The organism is Enterobacter sp. UPMP701 (assembly GCF_053709515.1).
Map to the genome: position 1 here is coordinate 210,706 of NZ_JBSKJN010000003.1, position 19,087 is coordinate 229,792.

General features: G+C 54.6%; 17 protein-coding genes. All 17 read left to right on the forward strand.

Going from position 1 to position 19,087, the window contains the following annotated elements; translation table 11 throughout:
- The first annotated feature begins 7 nt into the window (after window positions 1–7).
- The 17 genes from wcaE to ACWKXT_RS09730 all read left to right on the forward strand — a co-directional run bounded on the left by wcaE (window position 8) and on the right by ACWKXT_RS09730 (window position 18,974).
- Window positions 8–754 (forward strand): colanic acid biosynthesis glycosyltransferase WcaE, encoded by a 747-nt coding sequence (wcaE, locus tag ACWKXT_RS09650; protein WP_454528560.1) that lies wholly within the window; start codon window positions 8–10, stop codon window positions 752–754.
- Between the two features lie 15 nt (window positions 755–769).
- The gene (gene wcaF, locus ACWKXT_RS09655) at window positions 770–1,318 is read left to right on the forward strand and encodes a colanic acid biosynthesis acetyltransferase WcaF (protein ID WP_454532316.1); all 549 of its coding nucleotides are present in this window, start codon (window positions 770–772) and stop codon (window positions 1,316–1,318) included.
- 24 nt (window positions 1,319–1,342) lie between these two features.
- Window positions 1,343–2,464 carry a GDP-mannose 4,6-dehydratase gene (gene gmd / locus ACWKXT_RS09660; protein WP_003863514.1) on the forward strand — a complete coding sequence of 374 codons (1,122 nt, stop codon included), beginning with the start codon at window positions 1,343–1,345 and terminating at the stop codon, window positions 2,462–2,464.
- A 2-nt stretch (window positions 2,465–2,466) separates the two neighbouring features.
- Window positions 2,467–3,432: a GDP-L-fucose synthase gene (gene fcl, locus ACWKXT_RS09665; protein ID WP_094934040.1), complete on the forward strand. Its 966-nt coding sequence runs from the start codon at window positions 2,467–2,469 to the stop codon at window positions 3,430–3,432.
- A 2-nt stretch (window positions 3,433–3,434) separates the two neighbouring features.
- The gene (locus tag ACWKXT_RS09670) at window positions 3,435–3,914 is read left to right on the forward strand and encodes a GDP-mannose mannosyl hydrolase (RefSeq protein WP_454528601.1); all 480 of its coding nucleotides are present in this window, start codon (window positions 3,435–3,437) and stop codon (window positions 3,912–3,914) included.
- Window positions 3,911–5,134 carry a colanic acid biosynthesis fucosyltransferase WcaI gene (gene wcaI / locus ACWKXT_RS09675; protein WP_454532317.1) on the forward strand — a complete coding sequence of 408 codons (1,224 nt, stop codon included), beginning with the start codon at window positions 3,911–3,913 and terminating at the stop codon, window positions 5,132–5,134. Before ACWKXT_RS09670 ends, wcaI begins: the two co-directional genes overlap by 4 nt.
- A gap of 3 nt (window positions 5,135–5,137) precedes the next feature.
- Entirely contained in the window at window positions 5,138–6,574 is a 1,437-nt protein-coding gene (cpsB, locus tag ACWKXT_RS09680; protein WP_454528563.1) for a mannose-1-phosphate guanyltransferase, read from the forward strand.
- A gap of 109 nt (window positions 6,575–6,683) precedes the next feature.
- A complete protein-coding gene (gene cpsG / locus ACWKXT_RS09685; RefSeq protein ID WP_454528564.1) occupies window positions 6,684–8,054 on the forward strand; it encodes a colanic acid biosynthesis phosphomannomutase CpsG in 1,371 nt (456 codons plus the stop codon).
- Window positions 8,055–8,182: 128 nt separating this feature from the next.
- Window positions 8,183–9,577: an undecaprenyl-phosphate glucose phosphotransferase gene (gene wcaJ / locus ACWKXT_RS09690; protein WP_454532318.1), complete on the forward strand. Its 1,395-nt coding sequence runs from the start codon at window positions 8,183–8,185 to the stop codon at window positions 9,575–9,577.
- Between the two features lies 1 nt (window position 9,578).
- On the forward strand, window positions 9,579–11,057 hold the full coding sequence (gene wzxC, locus ACWKXT_RS09695) for a colanic acid undecaprenyl disphosphate flippase WzxC (RefSeq protein ID WP_454532319.1): 1,479 nt from the start codon (window positions 9,579–9,581) through the stop codon (window positions 11,055–11,057).
- Between the two features lie 17 nt (window positions 11,058–11,074).
- On the forward strand, window positions 11,075–12,355 hold the full coding sequence (gene wcaK / locus ACWKXT_RS09700; RefSeq protein WP_454528567.1) for a colanic acid biosynthesis pyruvyl transferase WcaK: 1,281 nt from the start codon (window positions 11,075–11,077) through the stop codon (window positions 12,353–12,355).
- Window positions 12,352–13,572: a colanic acid biosynthesis glycosyltransferase WcaL gene (wcaL, locus tag ACWKXT_RS09705; RefSeq protein WP_454528568.1), complete on the forward strand. Its 1,221-nt coding sequence runs from the start codon at window positions 12,352–12,354 to the stop codon at window positions 13,570–13,572. Before wcaK ends, wcaL begins: the two co-directional genes overlap by 4 nt.
- A 12-nt stretch (window positions 13,573–13,584) precedes the next feature.
- Window positions 13,585–14,976, forward strand: a complete 1,392-nt coding sequence (gene wcaM, locus ACWKXT_RS09710; protein ID WP_454532320.1) for a colanic acid biosynthesis protein WcaM — start codon at window positions 13,585–13,587, stop codon at window positions 14,974–14,976.
- Between the two features lie 176 nt (window positions 14,977–15,152).
- Window positions 15,153–16,049, forward strand: coding sequence for a GalU regulator GalF (galF, locus tag ACWKXT_RS09715; protein ID WP_454528570.1), 897 nt, complete (start codon window positions 15,153–15,155; stop codon window positions 16,047–16,049).
- 384 nt (window positions 16,050–16,433) lie between these two features.
- Window positions 16,434–17,378, forward strand: coding sequence for an NAD-dependent epimerase/dehydratase family protein (locus ACWKXT_RS09720; protein ID WP_454532321.1), 945 nt, complete (start codon window positions 16,434–16,436; stop codon window positions 17,376–17,378).
- Window positions 17,378–18,421 carry an MraY family glycosyltransferase gene (locus ACWKXT_RS09725; protein WP_454532322.1) on the forward strand — a complete coding sequence of 348 codons (1,044 nt, stop codon included), beginning with the start codon at window positions 17,378–17,380 and terminating at the stop codon, window positions 18,419–18,421. Before ACWKXT_RS09720 ends, ACWKXT_RS09725 begins: the two co-directional genes overlap by 1 nt.
- Window positions 18,408–18,974 carry a PglD-related sugar-binding protein gene (locus ACWKXT_RS09730; protein WP_454542696.1) on the forward strand — a complete coding sequence of 189 codons (567 nt, stop codon included), beginning with the start codon at window positions 18,408–18,410 and terminating at the stop codon, window positions 18,972–18,974. The genes ACWKXT_RS09725 and ACWKXT_RS09730 overlap by 14 nt, the downstream gene beginning before the upstream one ends.
- Window positions 18,975–19,087: the final 113 nt, after the last annotated feature.

A 19,087-nucleotide genomic window follows, 5' to 3' on the forward strand; every position in this document is an offset into this window, starting at 1 on the left:
GTGATTTATGTTTCTTAGCGTCATTACTGTCGCTTTTCGTAATTACGAAGGGGTGGTAAAAACCTGGCGCTCGCTGCGCAACCTGGCGCGCGATCCAAGCCTCACCTTTGAGTGGATTGTGGTCGACGGCGGCTCGAACGATGGCACGGCGGAGTTTCTGGAAAAACTCAACGGTGAGTTCAACTTACGCTACATCAGCGAGAAAGATAAAGGCATCTACGATGCGATGAATAAAGGCATTAATATGGCCCAGGGCCGTTATGCCATCTTCCTCAATTCCGGCGATATTTTTCATGACGACGTGGCGCTGTTTGCCCGTCAGCTGGCGCGCCAGAAAGAGGAAGCCATGTATATTGGCGATGCGCTGCTCGATTTTGGCGACGGACATAAAGTGTGCCGCAGCGCGAAGCCAGGCTGGTATATCTACCACAGCCTGCCGGCCAGCCATCAGGCTATTTTCTTCCCGGTAAATGGTCTGAAAAAACAGCCTTACGATTTGCAGTATAAAGTGTCTTCGGATTATGCGCTGGCCGCCAGCCTGTATAAGTCAGGCTACCCGTTCCGTCGAATTAAAGGACTGGTATCTGAATTCTCGATGGGCGGCGTGTCAACGTCGAATAATCTGGAATTGTGTCAGGATGCCAAAAACGTGCAGCGTAAAATATTACGCGTGCCGGGCTTTTGGGCGGAATTATCTTATTTATTACGCCTGCGTACTACAGGTAAAACGAAAACCTTATATAACAAAGCCTGAATATAAGGAAACGCAATGCAGGATCTGAACGGTTTCTCCGTGCCGAAAGGTTTTCGGGGCGGGAATGGTATTAAGGTGCAGTTATGGTGGGCGGTTCAGGCAACATTATTTGCCTGGTCGCCGCAAATACTGTACCGCTGGCGAGCATTTTTATTGCGCCTGTTTGGCGCAAAAATAGGAAAAAACGTAGTCATCCGTCCGTCGGTAAAAATTACCTACCCCTGGAAATTAACGCTTGGGGATTACGCCTGGGTAGGGGATGACGCGGTGTTATATACCCTGGGCGAGATTACGATAGGCGCAAATTCGGTGGTTTCACAGAAATGTTATTTGTGCACCGGCAGCCACGATTTTATGAGTCAGCATTTTGATATTACCGCTTCGTCTATTGTGATCGGCGAAAAATGCTGGCTGGCAACGGATGTTTTTGTTGCACCGGGTGTTTCTGTTGGCGATGGCACGGTAGTCGGTGCCCGCAGCAGCGTTTTTAAATCGCTACCGGCAAATAAAGTTTGCCGTGGCAACCCCGCAGTGGTGATACGCGAACGCGTTGAAACTGATTAAATTCATAAGTAGAGGAATATAAACATGTCTAAAGTCGCTCTCATCACCGGCGTTACCGGGCAGGATGGTTCTTACCTGGCAGAGTTACTGCTGGAAAAAGGGTATGAAGTACACGGTATTAAGCGTCGTGCGTCTTCTTTCAATACCGAACGTGTGGATCACATCTACCAGGATCCGCACGCGGCGAACCCGAAATTCCACCTGCACTACGGCGACCTGACCGATACCTCCAACCTGACTCGTATCCTGCAGGAAGTGCAGCCGGATGAAGTGTACAACCTGGGCGCGATGAGCCACGTAGCGGTCTCCTTCGAGTCCCCTGAATACACCGCTGACGTTGATGCCATGGGTACGCTGCGTCTGCTGGAAGCGATTCGCTTCCTCGGTCTTGAGAAGAAAACCCGCTTCTACCAGGCATCTACCTCCGAGCTGTACGGCCTGGTGCAGGAAATCCCGCAGAAAGAGACCACGCCGTTCTATCCGCGTTCTCCGTATGCGGTAGCGAAACTGTACGCTTACTGGATCACCGTAAACTACCGTGAATCCTACGGCATGTACGCCTGTAACGGCATTCTGTTCAACCACGAATCCCCGCGCCGCGGCGAAACCTTCGTGACCCGCAAAATCACCCGCGCTATCGCCAACATTGCTCAGGGTCTGGAATCTTGCCTGCACCTCGGCAACATGGACTCCCTGCGTGACTGGGGCCATGCCAAAGACTACGTGAAAATGCAGTGGATGATGCTGCAGCAGGAACAGCCAGAAGACTTCGTGATCGCAACCGGCGTGCAGTACTCCGTGCGTCAGTTCGTTGAGATGGCCGCTGCACAGCTGGGCATCAAACTGCGTTTCGAAGGCACCGGCGTGGAAGAGAAGGGGATTGTTGTTTCCGTGACCGGCCACGACGCACCGGGCGTCAAGCCAGGCGACGTAATTGTGCAGGTTGACCCGCGCTACTTCCGTCCTGCTGAAGTGGAAACCCTGCTGGGCGACCCAACCAAAGCGCACGAGAAGCTGGGCTGGAAACCAGAGACCACTCTGCAGGAGATGGTTTCCGAGATGGTGGCCAAAGATCTTGAAGCAGCGAAAAAACACTCCCTGCTCAAGTCTCATGGCTACGAGGTTGCCATCGCGCTGGAGTCCTGAGAATGACAAAACAACGTATTTTTGTCGCCGGTCATCGCGGAATGGTGGGTTCCGCGATTGTTCGCCAGCTGGAACAGCGCGGTGACGTTGAAGTGGTTGTCCGCACGCGCGACGAGCTGAACCTGCTCGACAGCCGTGCGGTACAGGACTTCTTTGCGAGCGAACGCATTGACCAGGTGTATCTGGCGGCGGCGAAGGTGGGCGGCATTGTTGCCAACAACACTTACCCGGCGGATTTCATCTACGAAAACATGATGATTGAGAGCAACATCATTCACGCGGCGCACCTGCACAACGTGAACAAGCTGCTGTTCCTCGGCTCATCCTGTATTTACCCGAAAATGGCGAAGCAGCCGATCGCCGAGAGCGAACTGCTGCAGGGCACGCTGGAAGCAACCAACGAGCCGTACGCGATTGCCAAAATTGCCGGGATCAAGCTGTGTGAGTCCTACAACCGTCAGTACAACCGCGACTATCGCTCGGTGATGCCGACCAACCTGTACGGACCACACGACAACTTCCACCCGAGCAACTCGCACGTGATCCCGGCGCTGCTGCGCCGCTTCCACGAGGCGACCGCCGAGAACGCACCGGACGTGGTGGTGTGGGGCAGCGGCACGCCGATGCGCGAGTTCCTGCACGTGGATGACATGGCTGCGGCCAGCATTCACGTGATGGAGCTGGATCGCGAGGTGTGGCAGGAGAACACCGAGCCGATGCTTTCGCACATCAACGTCGGTACCGGCGTGGACTGCACCATTCGCGAGCTGGCGCAGACCATCGCGCAGGTGGTGGGCTATAAAGGCCGCGTGGTGTTTGACGCCACGAAACCGGACGGCACGCCGCGCAAGCTGCTGGACGTGACCCGTCTGCATCAGCTGGGCTGGTATCACGAGGTCTCACTGGAGCAGGGGCTGGCCAGTACCTACCAGTGGTTCCTGGAAAACCAGCACCGCTTCCGGGGGTAATGATGTTTTTAAGTCAGGAAGATTTTGCCACGGTAGTGCGTTCCACTCCGCTGATCTCAATTGATTTGATCGTGGAGAACGAACGCGGCGAGTTCTTGCTGGGGAAACGAACCAACCGCCCTGCACAGGGCTTCTGGTTCGTGCCCGGCGGGCGCGTGCAGAAGGATGAGACGCTTCATGATGCGTTTGAGCGTCTCACTCTGGCGGAGCTGGGCCTGGAGTTGCCAATGGCAGCAGGTCAGTTTTACGGGGTCTGGCAGCACTTCTATGACGATAACTTTTCGGGCACCGGGTTCACCACGCACTACATCGTGCTGGGGTTCCGCCTGAAAGTGAGTGAGGCAGACCTGCGTCTGCCTGATTCTCAGCATGACGACTACCGCTGGTTAACGCCAGAGGCACTGCTGGCGAGCGACAACGTTCACGACAATAGTCGGGCGTACTTCCTCGCGGAACGTCAGGCCGAGGTGCCGGGCCTATGAAAATTTTGGTGTACGGAATCAACTACTCGCCGGAATTAACCGGTATCGGGAAATACACCGGCGAGATGGTCGAGTGGATGGCGAGCCAGGGACATGACGTGCGGGTCATTACCGCGCCGCCGTACTACCCGGAATGGAAAGTCGGGGAGCGCTACTCAAGCTGGCGCTACCGTCGCGAAGAGGGCGCAGCGACCGTCTGGCGCTGCCCGCTGTATGTGCCTAAGCAGCCCTCGACGCTGAAGCGGCTGATTCATCTCGGCAGCTTTGCCCTGAGCAGTTTTTTCCCGCTGATGGCGCAGCGTCGCTGGAAGCCGGATCGCATTATCGGCGTGGTGCCGACGCTGTTCTGCACGCCGGGCATGCGCCTGCTGGGCAAACTCTCCGGCGCGCGCACCCTGCTGCACATTCAGGATTACGAAGTGGACGCGATGCTCGGCCTGGGGATGGCAGGCAAAGGTAAGGGCGGCAAGGTGGCGAAGCTCGCCAGCGCCTTTGAGCGTAGCGGGCTGCATAACGTGGACTACGTTTCGACGATCTCGCGCTCGATGATGAACAAGGCGCAGGAAAAGGGCGTCCCGGCGGAAAAAGTGATCTTCTTCCCGAACTGGTCCGAAGTGGCGCGTTTTCGCGACGTGACAGAACAGGACGCTCAGGCGCTCCGTGCGCAGCTTGGGTTGCCTGAAGACCAAAAAATCATTCTTTACTCAGGCAACATCGGCGAAAAGCAGGGGCTGGAGAGCGTGATTGAAGCGGCCCAGCAGCTTAGCGAACATCCGTGGACGTTTGTGATTGTCGGGCAGGGCGGTGGGAAAGCGCGGCTGGAGAAAATGGCCAGCGAGCGCGGCCTGACCAACGTGAAATTTTTCCCGCTGCAGTCTTACGAGGCATTGCCTGCGCTGCTGAAGATGGGCGACTGCCATCTGGTCGTGCAAAAGCGCGGCGCGGCGGACGCGGTGCTGCCGTCCAAGCTGACCAACATTCTGGCAGTGGGTGGCAACGCGGTGATTACGGCAGAAGCCGAAACAGAATTAGGCCAGCTGTGCGACAGCTATCCGGGAATTGCCGTGTGCGTGGAGCCGGAATCGGTCCCGGCGCTGGTGACCGGAATTGAACAGGCACTTGCCATGCCAAAAGTAAACACGGTGGCACGTGAATATGCCGAACGCACGCTCGAGAAAGAGAACGTGCTGAGCCAATTTATTGCAGATATACGGGGATAAATCATGAGTCAAACCACTTTGTATCCGGTTGTGATGGCTGGTGGCTCTGGTAGCCGGTTGTGGCCGCTGTCCCGCGTGCTCTATCCAAAACAGTTCCTCTGCCTGAAAGGGGATCTCACCATGCTGCAGACGACGGTCAACCGTCTGCACGGCGTGGAGTGTGAAAGCCCGGTGGTGATTTGTAACGAACAGCACCGCTTTATCGTTGCCGAGCAGCTGCGCCAGCTGAACAAACTCACAGAAAACATCATCCTGGAGCCTGCCGGCCGTAATACCGCGCCTGCGATCGCCCTGGCGGCGCTGGCGGCAAAACGCAGCAGCCCTGACTGTGACCCGCTAATGCTGGTGCTGGCGGCTGACCACGTCATCCAGCAGGAAGACGCCTTCCGCGATGCGGTGCGTGCGGCCATTCCTTATGCGGAAAGCGGCAAGCTGGTGACCTTCGGCATCGTGCCGGATCTGCCGGAAACCGGCTATGGCTACATCCGTCGCGGCAGCGTGACGCCGGGTGAAGGCGACAGCGTGGCGTTTGACGTGGCGCAGTTTGTTGAAAAACCGAACCTGGAAACCGCGCAGGCGTATGTCGCCAGCGGGGAGTATTACTGGAACAGCGGAATGTTCCTGTTCCGCGCCGGACGCTATCTGGAAGAGCTGCGCAAATACCGTCCGGATATTCTGAACGCCTGCGAAAAAGCGATGGCGGTGGTGGACCCGGATCTCGACTTCATCCGCGTGGATGAAGAGGCGTTCCTCGCCTGCCCGGAAGAGTCTATCGACTATGCGGTAATGGAACGCACCGCAGACGCGGTGGTGGTACCGATGGATGCGGGCTGGAGCGATGTGGGCTCCTGGTCCTCCCTGTGGGAGATCAGCGCCCATACCCCGGAGGGTAACGTCCATCACGGTGATGTGATTAGCCACAAAACGGAAAACAGCTACGTCTACGCCGAGTCCGGCCTGGTCACCACCGTCGGGGTGAAAGATCTGGTGGTTGTCCAGACCAAAGACGCCGTGCTGATTGCCGACCGTAACGCCGTGCAGGACGTTAAAAAAGTGGTGGAAAAGATCAAGGCGGACGGCCGTCACGAGCACCATATTCACCGCGAAGTTTACCGCCCGTGGGGGAAATATGACTCCATCGACTCCGGCGAACGCTATCAGGTAAAACGCATTACCGTGAAGCCGGGTGAAGGGTTGTCGGTGCAGATGCACCATCACCGCGCCGAGCACTGGGTGGTGGTGGCGGGCACCGCTAAAGTGACTATCGACGGGGAAGTCAAACTGCTGGGCGAAAACGAGTCTATTTATATTCCGCTGGGTGCCACGCACTGTCTGGAAAACCCGGGGAAAATTCCGCTCGACTTAATTGAGGTGCGCTCCGGCTCGTATCTCGAAGAGGATGACATTATCCGCTTCCAGGACCGCTACGGTCGCGTGTAAACCTTCGCATCCTGCCCGGTGGCGCTGCGCTTACCGGGCCTACGAATGACAAAAATAAATTTGGCCATTAATTGGTCAGGGCCAACTGTTGCCTGAAAAAGGGGTCATCATGGAAAAGTTAACCTGTTTTAAAGCCTACGATATTCGCGGCAAGCTGGGCGAAGAGCTGAATGAAGACATCGCGTGGCGTATTGGCCGCGCGTACGGTGAATATCTGAAGCCAAAAACCATCGTGCTGGGCGGCGACGTGCGTCTGACCAGCGAGTCCCTGAAGCTGGCCCTGGCAAAAGGGCTGCAGGACGCGGGCGTGGACGTGTTGGATATCGGCCTGTCCGGGACCGAAGAGATTTACTTTGCCACCTTCCACCTCGGCGTGGACGGCGGTATCGAAGTGACCGCCAGCCATAACCCGATGGACTACAACGGCATGAAGCTGGTGCGCAAGGGCGCGCGTCCCATCAGCGGTGACACCGGCCTGCGCGACGTGCAGCGCCTCGCGGAAGCCAATGACTTCCCGCCGGTGAACGACGCGAAGCGCGGCACCTACAAGCAAATTAACCTGCAGAAAGAGTACATCGACCACCTGCTGGGCTACATCAATGTGGCGAACCTCAAGCCGCTGAAGCTGGTGATCAACTCCGGTAACGGTGCGGCCGGCCCGGTTGTCGATGCCCTTGAAGCGCGCTTTAAGGCGCTGAACGTGCCGGTCACCTTCGTCAAAGTGCACAACACCCCGGACGGCAACTTCCCGAACGGTATTCCTAACCCGCTGCTGCCGGAGTGCCGCGACGATACCCGCAACGCGGTGATTGAGCACGGTGCCGATATGGGCATCGCCTTTGACGGTGACTTCGACCGCTGCTTCCTGTTCGACGAGAAAGGGCAGTTCATCGAGGGCTACTACATTGTCGGCCTGCTGGCGGAAGCGTTCCTCGAGAAAAACCCGGGCGCGAAGATCATTCATGACCCGCGTCTTTCCTGGAACACGGTTGACGTGGTGTCCGCGGCAGGCGGCACGCCGGTGATGTCCAAAACCGGTCATGCCTTCATCAAAGAGCGCATGCGCGAAGAAGATGCCATCTACGGCGGCGAGATGAGCGCCCACCATTACTTCCGTGATTTTGCCTACTGCGACAGCGGAATGATCCCGTGGCTGCTTGTCACCGAACTGCTGTGCCTGAAGGGGCAGACCCTGGGCGAGCTGGTGCGCGATCGCATGGCGGCGTTCCCGGCGAGCGGGGAGATCAACAGCAAGCTGGCGCAGCCGGCCGAGGCGATTGCCCGCGTGGAGCAGCACTTTGCGATTCACGCGCTGGAAATTGACCGTACCGACGGTATCAGCATGGCGTTCCCGCAGTGGCGCTTCAACCTGCGTTCGTCCAACACCGAGCCGGTGGTACGCCTGAACGTGGAGTCCCGCGCTGACACAGCGCTGATGGAAGCCCGAACAAAGGACATTCTGGCGCTGTTGAATCAGTAAAAAGAAAACCTTATCCCTCACCCTAACCCTCTCCCCAAAGGGGAGAGGGAACTTGAACACCCTCTCCCCTTTGGGGAGAGGGCCGGGGTGAGGGGCGAGGGGTAAGGTTTAGAACTAAAGGAACAACGATGACGAATCTAAAAAAACGCGAACGAGCGAGAACGAATGCATCGTTAATCTCTATGGTGCAGCGTTTTTCTGATATCACCATCATGGTCGGTGGATTGTGGGCGGTGTGTCGGATCAGCGGGCTGCCGTTCTTATACATGCATCTGCTGATGGCACAGATTGCGCTGGTCGTGTTTCAGATGATCGGCGGGATGACCGATTTCTACCGCTCGTGGCGCGGCGTGAAAATGACCACCGAACTGATGCTGCTGCTGCAGAACTGGACCCTGAGCCTGATCTTCAGTGCCGGTCTGGTGGCATTCAGCCATGATTTTGACAACCGCTTCGTGACCTATCTCTGCTGGTATCTGTTAACCAGCGTCGGCATGGTAGTGTGCCGCTCCCTGATCCGCTTCGGCGCGGGCTGGCTGCGTAACCGCGGCTATAACCGTCGCTTTGTCGCCGTGGCGGGTGATTTACCGGTCGGGAGGGTGTTGCTCGACAGCTTCCGCAAAGAGCCGTGGCTGGGGTTTGAAGTGGTGGGGATTTATCACGACGCGAAGCCGGGCGGTGTGCCGTCGGACTGGGCGGGCAATTACGAACAGCTTATTGAAGACGCGAAAGCCGGCAAAATTCACAACGTCTACATCGCCATGCAGATGAAAGACGAATCCCGCATTAAGCAACTGATGCGCGAGCTGGCGGATACCACCTGTTCGGTGATCCTCATCCCGGACGTCTTTACCTTCAACATCCTCCATTCACGCATTGAAGAAGTAAACGGTGTGCCGGTGGTACCGCTGTACGACACGCCGCTGTCGGGCATTAACCGCGTGCTGAAGCGCGTGGAGGATATCGTGCTCTCTTCGCTGATTTTACTGCTTATTTCCCCGGTGCTGTGCTGCATTGCCCTGGCGGTGAAGCTGAGCTCTCCCGGCCCGGTTATCTTCCGCCAGACCCGCTACGGCATGGACGGTAAGCCGATTATGGTGTGGAAATTCCGCTCCATGAAGGTGATGGAGAACGACAAGGTGGTGACCCAGGCAACGCAGAACGATCCGCGTGTCACCCGCGTGGGGAACTTCCTGCGCCGCACTTCGCTTGACGAGCTGCCGCAGTTTATCAACGTCTTTACCGGCGGCATGTCGATTGTTGGCCCGCGTCCGCACGCGGTGGCGCACAACGAGCAGTACCGCTCGCTGATTGAGGGCTACATGCTGCGCCATAAGGTGAAGCCAGGCATTACCGGCTGGGCGCAGATCAACGGCTGGCGCGGTGAAACCGACACGCTGGAAAAAATGGAAAAACGTATCGAATTCGATCTGGAATACATCCGTGAATGGAGTATCTGGTTCGATATCAAGATTGTTTTTCTGACCATCTTCAAAGGTTTCGTGAACAAAGCGGCGTACTAAGATGAGCTTACGTGAAAAAACCATCAGCGGCGCCAAGTGGTCAGCGATGGCGACTATCGTCATCATTGGCCTCGGCCTGGTGCAGATGACGGTGCTGGCGCGCATTATTGATAATCACCAGTTCGGCCTGCTGACCGTCTCGCTGGTGATCATCGCGCTGGCCGACACGCTGTCTGACTTTGGTATCGCCAACTCCATTATCCAGCGTAAAGAGATTAGCCATCTCGAGCTGACCACGCTCTACTGGCTGAACGTGGGGCTGGGGATTGTCGTGTTCGTGCTGGTGTTCCTGCTGAGCGACACCATCGCCAGCGTGCTGCACAACCCGGATCTCGCCCCGCTGATGCGCACGCTGTCGTTTGCCTTTGTGGTGATCCCGCACGGGCAGCAGTTCCGCGCGCTGATGCAAAAAGAGCTGGAGTTCAACAAGATCGGCATGATCGAGACCAGCGCGGTGCTGGCGGGCTTTACCTTCACCGTGGTGAGCGCCCATTTCTGGCCGCTGGCGATGACCGCCATCCTCGGTTACCTGGTGAATTCTGCCGTGCGTACGCTGCTGTTCGGCTACTTTGGCCGCAAGATTTACCGTCCGGGGCTGCATTTCTCTCTCGCATCCGTTTCGTCCAACCTGCGCTTTGGCGCGTGGCTGACGGCGGACAGCATCATCAACTACGTGAACACCAATCTGTCGACGCTGGTGCTGGCTCGCATCCTGGGCGCGAGCGTGGCGGGGGGCTACAACCTGGCCTATAACGTCGCGGTTGTCCCGCCTATGAAGCTGAACCCCATTATCACCCGCGTGCTGTTCCCGGCGTTCGCCAAGATTCAGGACGACACCGAGAAGCTGCGCGTCAACTTCTACAAGCTGCTCTCCGTGGTGGGGATCATCAACTTCCCGGTGCTGCTGGGGCTAATGGTGGTTTCCAGCAACTTCGTGCCGCTGGTGTTTGGCGAGAAGTGGAACGGCATCATCCCGATCCTGCAGCTATTGTGCGTGGTGGGGCTGCTGCGCTCCGTGGGGAATCCGATTGGTTCCCTGCTGATGGCAAAAGCGCGCGTGGACATCAGCTTTAAGTTCAACGTGTTCAAGACCTTCCTGTTTATTCCGGCAATTATCGTTGGTGGGCATATGGCGGGCGCCATTGGCGTCACGCTGGGCTTCCTGCTGGTGCAGGTCGTCAACACCGTTCTGAGCTACTTCATCATGATTAAACCGGTGCTGGGCTCCAGCTACCGTCAGTACATCCTGAGCCTGTGGCTGCCGTTCTATCTCTCCTTACCGACTCTGGCGGTGAGCTACGCTCTGGGCATTATCCTCAGCGGGCATCTGCCACTGGCCGCGCTGCTGGCGGTGCAGGTTGCCGCGGGCGCGCTGGCGTTTGGCGTGATGATTGTGCTGTCGCGCAACGCGCTGGTGGTGGAGATGAAGCGCCAGTTTTGCCGTAACGAAAAAATGAAAACGCTGCTTCGCGCAGGCTAGTTATTTAAGAGGCCATTATGAAATTATTAATTCTTGGCAACCATACCTGCGGCAACCGTGGCGACAGCGCCATCCTGCGCGGTTTACTGGATGCAATTAACACCCTTAAGCCTGAGACTGAAGTGGACGTGATGAGCCGTTATCCGGTCAGCTCATCCTGGTTACTGAACCGCCCGGTGATGGGCGACCCGCTCTACAGCCAGATGAAGCAGCACAACAACGCCGCGGGCGTGATGGGCCGCGTGAAGAAAGTGCTGCGTCGTCGCTACCAGCATCAGGTGCTGCTTTCACGCGTGACCGATACCGGCAAGCTGCGCAACATCGCTATCGCGCAGGGCTTTACCGATTTCGTGCGTCTGCTGTCCGGCTATGATGCGATTATTCAGGTGGGCGGTTCGTTCTTCGTCGATCTCTACGGCGTGCCGCAGTTTGAGCATGCGCTTTGTACTTTCATGGCGAAAAAGCCGCTGTTTATGATTGGCCACAGCGTCGGGCCATTCCAGGATCCGCAGTTTAACCAGCTGGCGAACTATGTCTTCGGCCACTGCGATGCGCTGATCCTGCGTGAATCGGTCAGCCTTGACATGATGAAGCGCAGCGAAATTGATACTTCTAAAGTTGAGCATGGTGTGGACACCGCCTGGCTGGTGGATCACCAGGATGACAGCTTCCAGCCGAGCTACGCGGTGCAGCACTGGCTCGACGTGGCGGCGAAACAGAAAACCGTCGCGATTACCCTGCGTGAACTCGCTCCGTTCGATAAGCGTCTTGGCACCACCCAGGCAGCCTACGAGAAAGCCTTCGCCGACGTGGTGAACCGCGTGCTGGACAGCGGGTACCAGGTGCTGGCGCTCTCGACCTGTACCGGCATCGACAGCTACAACAAAGATGACCGCATGGTGGCGCTGAACCTGCGCAACCTTGTCAACGATCCGTCCCGCTATCACGTGGTAATGGACGAACTGAACGACCTGGAGATGGGCAAGCTGCTCGCAGCCTGCGACCTGACTGTGGGCACGCGCCTGCACTCCGCCATTATCTCCATGAACTTCGGTACGCCGGCCATTGCCATCAACTATGAGCACAAATCCGCCGGGATTATGCAGCAGCTGGGTATGCCTGAAATGGCCGTGGATATCCGTCATCTGCTGGATGGTTCGCTAGGAGCGATGGTGGGCGACACCCTGGGTCAGTTGCCTGCCATCAATGAACGCCTGGCGGTGGCGGTGAAAGCCGAGCGCGAGAAGGGCATCGGGATGGTGAAATCGGTACTGGATCGCGTACGGGAGGGGAAATGAAGGTTGGTTTCTTCTTACTGAAATTTCCGCTGTCGTCTGAGACCTTTGTACTGAACCAAATCACCGCGTTTATCGATATGGGATATGACGTGGAGATTATCGCCCTGCAAAAGGGCGATACCCAAAATACCCATGCGGCGTATACCCAGTATGGGCTGGAGGCGAAAACCCGCTGGCTGCAGGATGAGCCTTCCGGGAAGCTGAGTAAGCTGCGCCACCGGGCCAGCCAGACCTTACGCGGGATCCACCGCGCGTCGACCTGGCGGGCGCTGAATGTTTCCCGCTATGGATCCGAATCTCGCAATCTGATCCTGTCGGCCATCTGCGGACAAACGGCGCAGCCGTATCGTGCCGACGTGTTTATCGCCCACTTTGGCCCGGCGGGCGTCACCGCCGCGAAGCTGCGTGAACTGGGGGTGATTGACGGCAAGATCGCCACCATCTTCCATGGGATCGATATTTCCAGCCGCGAGGTGCTGAACCACTATACGCCGGAATACCAGCAGCTTTTCCGCCGTGGCGACATGATGCTGCCCATCAGCGAGCTGTGGGCCGGACGCCTGAAAAAAATGGGCTGCCCGGGGGAGAAAATTACCGTGTCGCGTATGGGCGTGGATTTAGCCCGCTTTACCCGTCGCCCGGTTAAGGTGCCGGGAAAACCGCTGCAAATCATCTCCGTAGCCCGTCTGACCGAAAAGAAAGGTCTGCATGTGGCCATCGAAGCCTGCCGCCAGCTGAAAGCGCGCGGGGTGGATTTCCACTATCGCATTCTCGGTATTGGGCCATGGGAGCGTCGCCTGCGTACGCTTATCGAGCAGTATCAGCTGGAGGATGTCGTGGAGATGCCAGGTTTCAAGCCGAGCCACGAGGTCAAAGCCATGCTCGATGAAGCGGACGTGTTCCTGCTGCCTTCGGTAACGGGCGCCGATGGCGATATGGAAGGTATACCGGTGGCGCTGATGGAGGCGATGGCCGTGGGGATCCCGGTGGTATCGACGCTGCACAGCGGCATCCCGGAGCTGATCAAATCCGATCACTCCGGCTGGCTGGTACCGGAGAACAACGCGATGGCCCTTGCGGACCGATTAGCTGCCTTCAGCGACATTGACCAGCAGGCGCTGGAGCCCGTGCTTCATAACGCGCGCCAAAAAGTTGAAACCGATTTTAACCAGCAGGTGATTAACCGCCAGTTAGCGAGCCTGCTGCAAACGCTGTAACGCCGAGGTTGTATGCTGAAAAAGATTACCCGACGCACTTTTGTCTCTTCTCTTTCCGTTCTGGCGGCCACGCCGCTGCTGTCGTCCCGCATCGCGCGGGCGGCAAGCGGAAAGACGGTCTCCATTAATCAGTACAATAACAACGACTGGATTGCCGCCTTTAAGAAGGCGTTTAAGGACGGCGATACCGTCGTGGTTCCGGCCGGACTCACCTGTGAAAATATCAATACGGGCATTTTCATTCCTGACGGCAAAACGCTGCTGATCCGCGGGGCGTTAACCGGCAACGGACGCGGGCGTTTTGTGCTGCAGGAAGGCAGCAAAGTGATTGGTGAAGGCGGCGGGCGCACGGAGAACATTACGCTCGACGTTCGCGGCTCTGACTGTGTCATTAAAGGCCTGGCGATGAGCGGGTTTGGCCCCGTAACGCAGATCTACATCGGCGGCAAGAAACCTCGCGTGATGCGCAATCTGCTGATTGATAACATCAGCGTAAGCCAGGCGAATTACGCCATTCTTCGCCAGGGCTTCCATAATCAGGTCGATGGCGCCCGCATCACCAACAGCAAATTCAGCCATCTGCAGGGCGATGCGATCGAGTGGAACGTCGCTATCAACGATCGCAATATCCTGATCTCCGATCATGTCATCGATAACATCAACTGCACCAACGGCAAGATTAACTGGGGTATCGGCATTGGCCTTGCCGGCAGCACCTACGACAACGACTACCCGGAAAAACAGACCGTTAAGAACTTCGTGGTGGCAAATATCACAGGCAGCAACTGCCGCCAGCTGGTGCATGTTGAGAACGGGAAACACTTTGTTATCCGCAATATAAAGGCCCAAAATATTACCCCCGATTTCAGTAAAAAGGCGGGTATAGACAATGCGACGGTCGCTATTTATGGCTGTGATAATTTCATTATTGATAATGTTGACATGGTTAATAGTGCCGGAATGTTAATCGGCTATGGGGTAATAAAAGGCGATTATTTATCCATCCCGCAGAATTTCAAGCTCAACAATATTCAACTGGATAATCGACAGCTTGCGTATAAGCTGCGCGGAATACAAATTTCATCAGGTAATGCGACCTCCTTTGTGGCGATCACCAACGTGGAGATGAAGCGGGCAACGCTTGAGCTGCACAATAAGCCGCAGCATCTGTTCTTACGTAATATCAACGTGATGCAGGAAGCGGCGATTGGCCCCGCGTTGAAGATCAACTTCGACCTGCGTAAAGATGTGCGAGGCAAATTTATGGCGAAAGACGAGACCTTGCTGTCGCTGGCGAACGTCAAAGCGGTAAATGAAAAGGGGCAGAGCTCAGTGGATATTGACCGGGTTGATCAGCAGGTTGTGAATGTGGAAAGGCTGAACTTTGCGCTTCCGCACAGATAATCGACAACTTTCTTTTTTAAGACTATTCCTGGCACAGAAGCGTGATCTATTCAGATTACAACTACAGAAATTTGTGGGGCCAGGGCGTAACATTACCTGAGGATTACGGCAAATCATGCTGGCGAAAACAGGTTTAAGAGCTATAATTCGTCAACCATTTTAAGGTGGAAGAAATAATGATTAATTTGAAAGCAGTCATTCCGGTAGCAGGCCTGGGCATGCATATGCTGCCAGCCACAAAAGCCATTCCTAAAGAGATGCTGCCGATTGTCGACAAACCGATGATTCAATACATTGTCGACGAGATTGTTGCTGCAGGGATCAAAGAAATCGTCCTGGTTACCCATTCATCCAAGAATGCGGTTGAGAACCACTTCGACACCTCTTACGAACTCGAAGCGCTGCTTGAGCAGCGCGTCAAACGCCAGTTGCTGGCGGAAGTACAGTCTATTTGTCCACCAGGCGTGACCATTATGAACGTGCGTCAGGCGCAGCCGCTGGGCCTGGGCCACTCTATTCTGTGTGCCCGTCCGGTTGTGGGTGATAACCCGTTTATCGTTGTGCTTCCTGACATTATTATCGATACCGCTTCTGCCGATCCGCTGCGCTACAACCTGGCGGCAATGGTGGCACGTTTCAATGAAACCGGCCGCAGCCAGGTGCTGGCAAAACGCATGAAGGGCGATCTCTCCGAGTACTCCGTTATTCAGACGAAAGAACCGCTGGAGACGGAAGGGCAGGTGAGCCGCATCGTTGAATTCATCGAAAAACCGGATCAGCCGCAGACGCTGGATTCTGACCTGATGGCAGTAGGTCGCTATGTTCTGAACGCGGATATCTGGGCCGAGCTGGAAAAAACAGAACCAGGCGCCTGGGACCGTATTCAGCTAACCGACGCGATTGCTGAACTGGCGAAAAAACAGTCTGTTGACGCGATGCTGATGACCGGTGACAGCTATGACTGCGGTAAGAAACTGGGGTATATGCAGGCGTTTGTGAACTACGGCCTGCGTAACCTGAAGGAAGGGGCGAAGTTCAGAAGCCGGATTGAGAAGCTGCTGGCTAACGACTGATATTTCTGCCACGGCCTGAACAAACGGCAGTTATCATTTTGGAATGTTAAGACATAACCAAAATGATAACTGCCGTTTTTTTGTTATTAATTTTAATGATTACATAGGGTTATCTGATTCAAATCTCAGCAGCTTTGTAGCGATTTGTGCTTGTTTCTGAGGTCGTTTAGGACGACAATTAACGCCAGTTTTGTCTGTAACCAGACAAGTAGAATCATTCAATCAAACATCACTCAGTGCACTGGTAGCTGTTAAGCCAGGGGCGGTAGCGTGCCTGGCATTTGCAATTGAAAATTGAACGAACAGTCGTGGCCTATATAGTTTCTCGCGATTCTGCACTCTTCGCGGGCAAAAAATATCAGATAGAGCAGATAGGGGATATCAATGAAAGTATTGGTGACGGGCGGAACCGGGTTTCTTGGTACTGCTTTAGTCCGGACGTTGAAATTATCAGGACACGAGGTGATATTAACAACGCGCAAGCAGGAGAACCCAGAACAGGGAATTTACAACCTGGGTAATATCTCAGCCGATACCAACTGGATAAATCTTCTTCAGGGATGCGACACTGTCATTCATACTGCGGGAAGAGCGCATATCCTTAATGATGATGCACAGGATGCCCTGGCAGAATTTCGCCGGGTTAATCACGACGCGACCATGAAATTAGCTACGGATGCCGCGACCAGTGGTGTTAAACATTTTATCTTCGTCAGCTCAATCGGCGTCAATGGTAATGCCACCTCGGGGCACCCTTTTACTGAAGCCTCTGAGCCACGGCCAACTTCTGATTACGCCATTTCCAAGCTAGAAGCTGAACAGAACCTGCTTAAAAATTTTGCAGAGAGTGATATGGCGATCACCATTGTCCGTCCTGCATTGATTTGTGGTGAAAATGCGCCGGGTAATATACAGCGTCTTTTAAAACTGGTGTCTAAGAACCTGCCGTTACCATTTAAAAATGTCAGGAACAAGCGGGCACTCGTGTCACTAGATAATGTCGTCAGTTTCATCAGCGAATGCGTGGTGAATGAAAAATCAAAAAATCAACTCTATTTACTTGCAGATGCGGAACGACCTTCTACAGAAGATATGATTAATGCTTTTGCTTCTGGAATGGGCATTAAAGCGAAACTGGTCTCTTTCCCAACGGGTTTCTTTAGGTTATTGCTTTCTTCTGTTGGTAAACGAGGTATTTACGATCAGCTGTTTGGCGATCTGGAAGTCGATGCCTCTAAATCCCGGGAACATTTAAACTGGACGCCCCCGATAACGCTTTATGAAACGATGAAAAAAACGGCGAAATATTATATCGAAGGTAATAAATAATGATGAATTTTGGGATTGTGATATTCGCTTTTTTAGCCTCCTGCGCACTGACTTGGGGATTGCGGGGGTATGCAATAAAGCATAATGTTATTGACCGCCCAAACCAGCGAAGTTCTCATTCTGTGCCCACCCCGCGAGGTGGTGGAGTAGCGATCGTCCTGACGCTCCTGGTCGCTTTGGTAGGATTTTATTTTAACCATACGCTTACGTTCGACAGTTTCCTGGGTTTATTTATTCCAGGTGTAATTGTCGCCATCATTGGCTTCCTTGATGATCATGGTCATATTGCGGCACGCTGGCGTCTATTGATGCATTTCATGGCAGCAGCAATTGGCATCTATTTCCTGGGTTCCTTCCCTGTAATTACGCTGTTTGGTTACGATCTTTCCTTATCATGGATTGGTATGATTCTCGGCTGTGTGTATCTGGTCTGGATGCTGAACTTATATAATTTTATGGATGGGATTAATGGCTTAGCCAGCGCTGAAGCAATAACATTTGCCGCATGTAGTGCTATATTAATTGTTGTAAACCAGTACACGGACGCGCCTGGAAGTATTTATCCGCTGACGCTTGCCCTTATCGGTGCCGCGGCCGGTTTTATTGTCTGGAATTTCCCGAGAGCAAAAATCTTCATGGGCGATGCCGGGAGTGGTTTCCTGGGGATAACTATCGGACTGATGATTCTCCATATTGCGAAAGCAGATACGCATTTCTTTATTGCAGAATTATGTTTGCTGGGCGTATTTATCGTCGATGCCACGACAACTTTATTGAGGAGGCTCGTAGCAGGTAAAAAGGTCTATGAAGCACATGCCAGCCATGGCTACCAAATTCTTGCAAGAAAATATGGCAGCCACGTTCCGGTGACATCATTGGCGATTGCCGTCAATCTTCTGTGGCTCTTCCCCATCGCCTTTTTTATTGCCTCAGGCAAAATTGATGGTGTTGTGGGGCTACTCATCGCCTGGTTCCCGCTTCTCGTTGTTGCGCTGAAATGTGGTGCAGGTGTTAAAGACAAAGAGAGCAATGTCAATGCATGACTTATTGATTTTGGGAGCGGGTGGTCATGGCCGTACGCTGTACGAGACAGCGAGACTGCTGGGATATGACGATATCGTTTTTCTCGACGATAATACATCCGCCTGCCAGGAAATTAACAAACTGATTGTTGGAAAAATTTCAGAACTACGGTTCCATATCGGTAAGGTAAGTCATGTTGCTATTGGCATCGGAAACAATAAAGTCAGAGAGCAACTCTATCAGCAACTGATCGGCTTAGGTATTCATCCTGTAACGCTCATACATCCCTTTGCATTTGTCAGTCCATCGGCGACAATTGCTGATGGTTCTGTTGTGTTAGCGGGAGCTGTAGTGGGCGCCAACGCAAAATTAGGTTTGGCGACGATTGTGAATAGCCACTCGACAATAGATCACGATTCCATTGTTGGTGATTTCGCTCACTTAGGTGTTGGTGTCCATCTTGCGGGCAGCGCTGTGATTGGGAAATCAGCGTTTCTCCAGGCGGGGACAGTGGGTGGTTATAATACTAAAGTAGACGATTACTCAGTGTGTCCTGCTGGTACTATTTTATAAACTGAATGCAAGCTTTAGTGAGGCGACTAGTTTTTAGTATGCTAAATTATTTAATATCTTTACCACGACCAATAAAACGTATTATCACACTCTCTATAGATGTTGTGCTTCTG

What these genes read in the sequence shown, in the direction of transcription:
- gmd (WP_003863514.1), top strand. Translation starts at nt 1,343, where the DNA reads ATGTCTAAAGTCGCTCTCATCACCGGCGTTACCGGGCAGGATGGTTCT.
- ACWKXT_RS09720 (WP_454532321.1), top strand. Translation starts at nt 16,434, where the DNA reads ATGAAAGTATTGGTGACGGGCGGAACCGGGTTTCTTGGTACTGCTTTA.
- ACWKXT_RS09670 (WP_454528601.1), top strand. Translation starts at nt 3,435, where the DNA reads ATGTTTTTAAGTCAGGAAGATTTTGCCACGGTAGTGCGTTCCACTCCG.
- ACWKXT_RS09725 (WP_454532322.1), top strand. Translation starts at nt 17,378, where the DNA reads ATGATGAATTTTGGGATTGTGATATTCGCTTTTTTAGCCTCCTGCGCA.
- wcaE (WP_454528560.1), top strand. Translation starts at nt 8, where the DNA reads ATGTTTCTTAGCGTCATTACTGTCGCTTTTCGTAATTACGAAGGGGTG.
- fcl (WP_094934040.1), top strand. Translation starts at nt 2,467, where the DNA reads ATGACAAAACAACGTATTTTTGTCGCCGGTCATCGCGGAATGGTGGGT.
- ACWKXT_RS09730 (WP_454542696.1), top strand. Translation starts at nt 18,408, where the DNA reads ATGTCAATGCATGACTTATTGATTTTGGGAGCGGGTGGTCATGGCCGT.
- cpsG (WP_454528564.1), top strand. Translation starts at nt 6,684, where the DNA reads ATGGAAAAGTTAACCTGTTTTAAAGCCTACGATATTCGCGGCAAGCTG.
- wcaL (WP_454528568.1), top strand. Translation starts at nt 12,352, where the DNA reads ATGAAGGTTGGTTTCTTCTTACTGAAATTTCCGCTGTCGTCTGAGACC.
- wzxC (WP_454532319.1), top strand. Translation starts at nt 9,579, where the DNA reads ATGAGCTTACGTGAAAAAACCATCAGCGGCGCCAAGTGGTCAGCGATG.
- wcaM (WP_454532320.1), top strand. Translation starts at nt 13,585, where the DNA reads ATGCTGAAAAAGATTACCCGACGCACTTTTGTCTCTTCTCTTTCCGTT.
- galF (WP_454528570.1), top strand. Translation starts at nt 15,153, where the DNA reads ATGATTAATTTGAAAGCAGTCATTCCGGTAGCAGGCCTGGGCATGCAT.
- wcaJ (WP_454532318.1), top strand. Translation starts at nt 8,183, where the DNA reads ATGACGAATCTAAAAAAACGCGAACGAGCGAGAACGAATGCATCGTTA.
- wcaK (WP_454528567.1), top strand. Translation starts at nt 11,075, where the DNA reads ATGAAATTATTAATTCTTGGCAACCATACCTGCGGCAACCGTGGCGAC.
- cpsB (WP_454528563.1), top strand. Translation starts at nt 5,138, where the DNA reads ATGAGTCAAACCACTTTGTATCCGGTTGTGATGGCTGGTGGCTCTGGT.
- wcaI (WP_454532317.1), top strand. Translation starts at nt 3,911, where the DNA reads ATGAAAATTTTGGTGTACGGAATCAACTACTCGCCGGAATTAACCGGT.
- wcaF (WP_454532316.1), top strand. Translation starts at nt 770, where the DNA reads ATGCAGGATCTGAACGGTTTCTCCGTGCCGAAAGGTTTTCGGGGCGGG.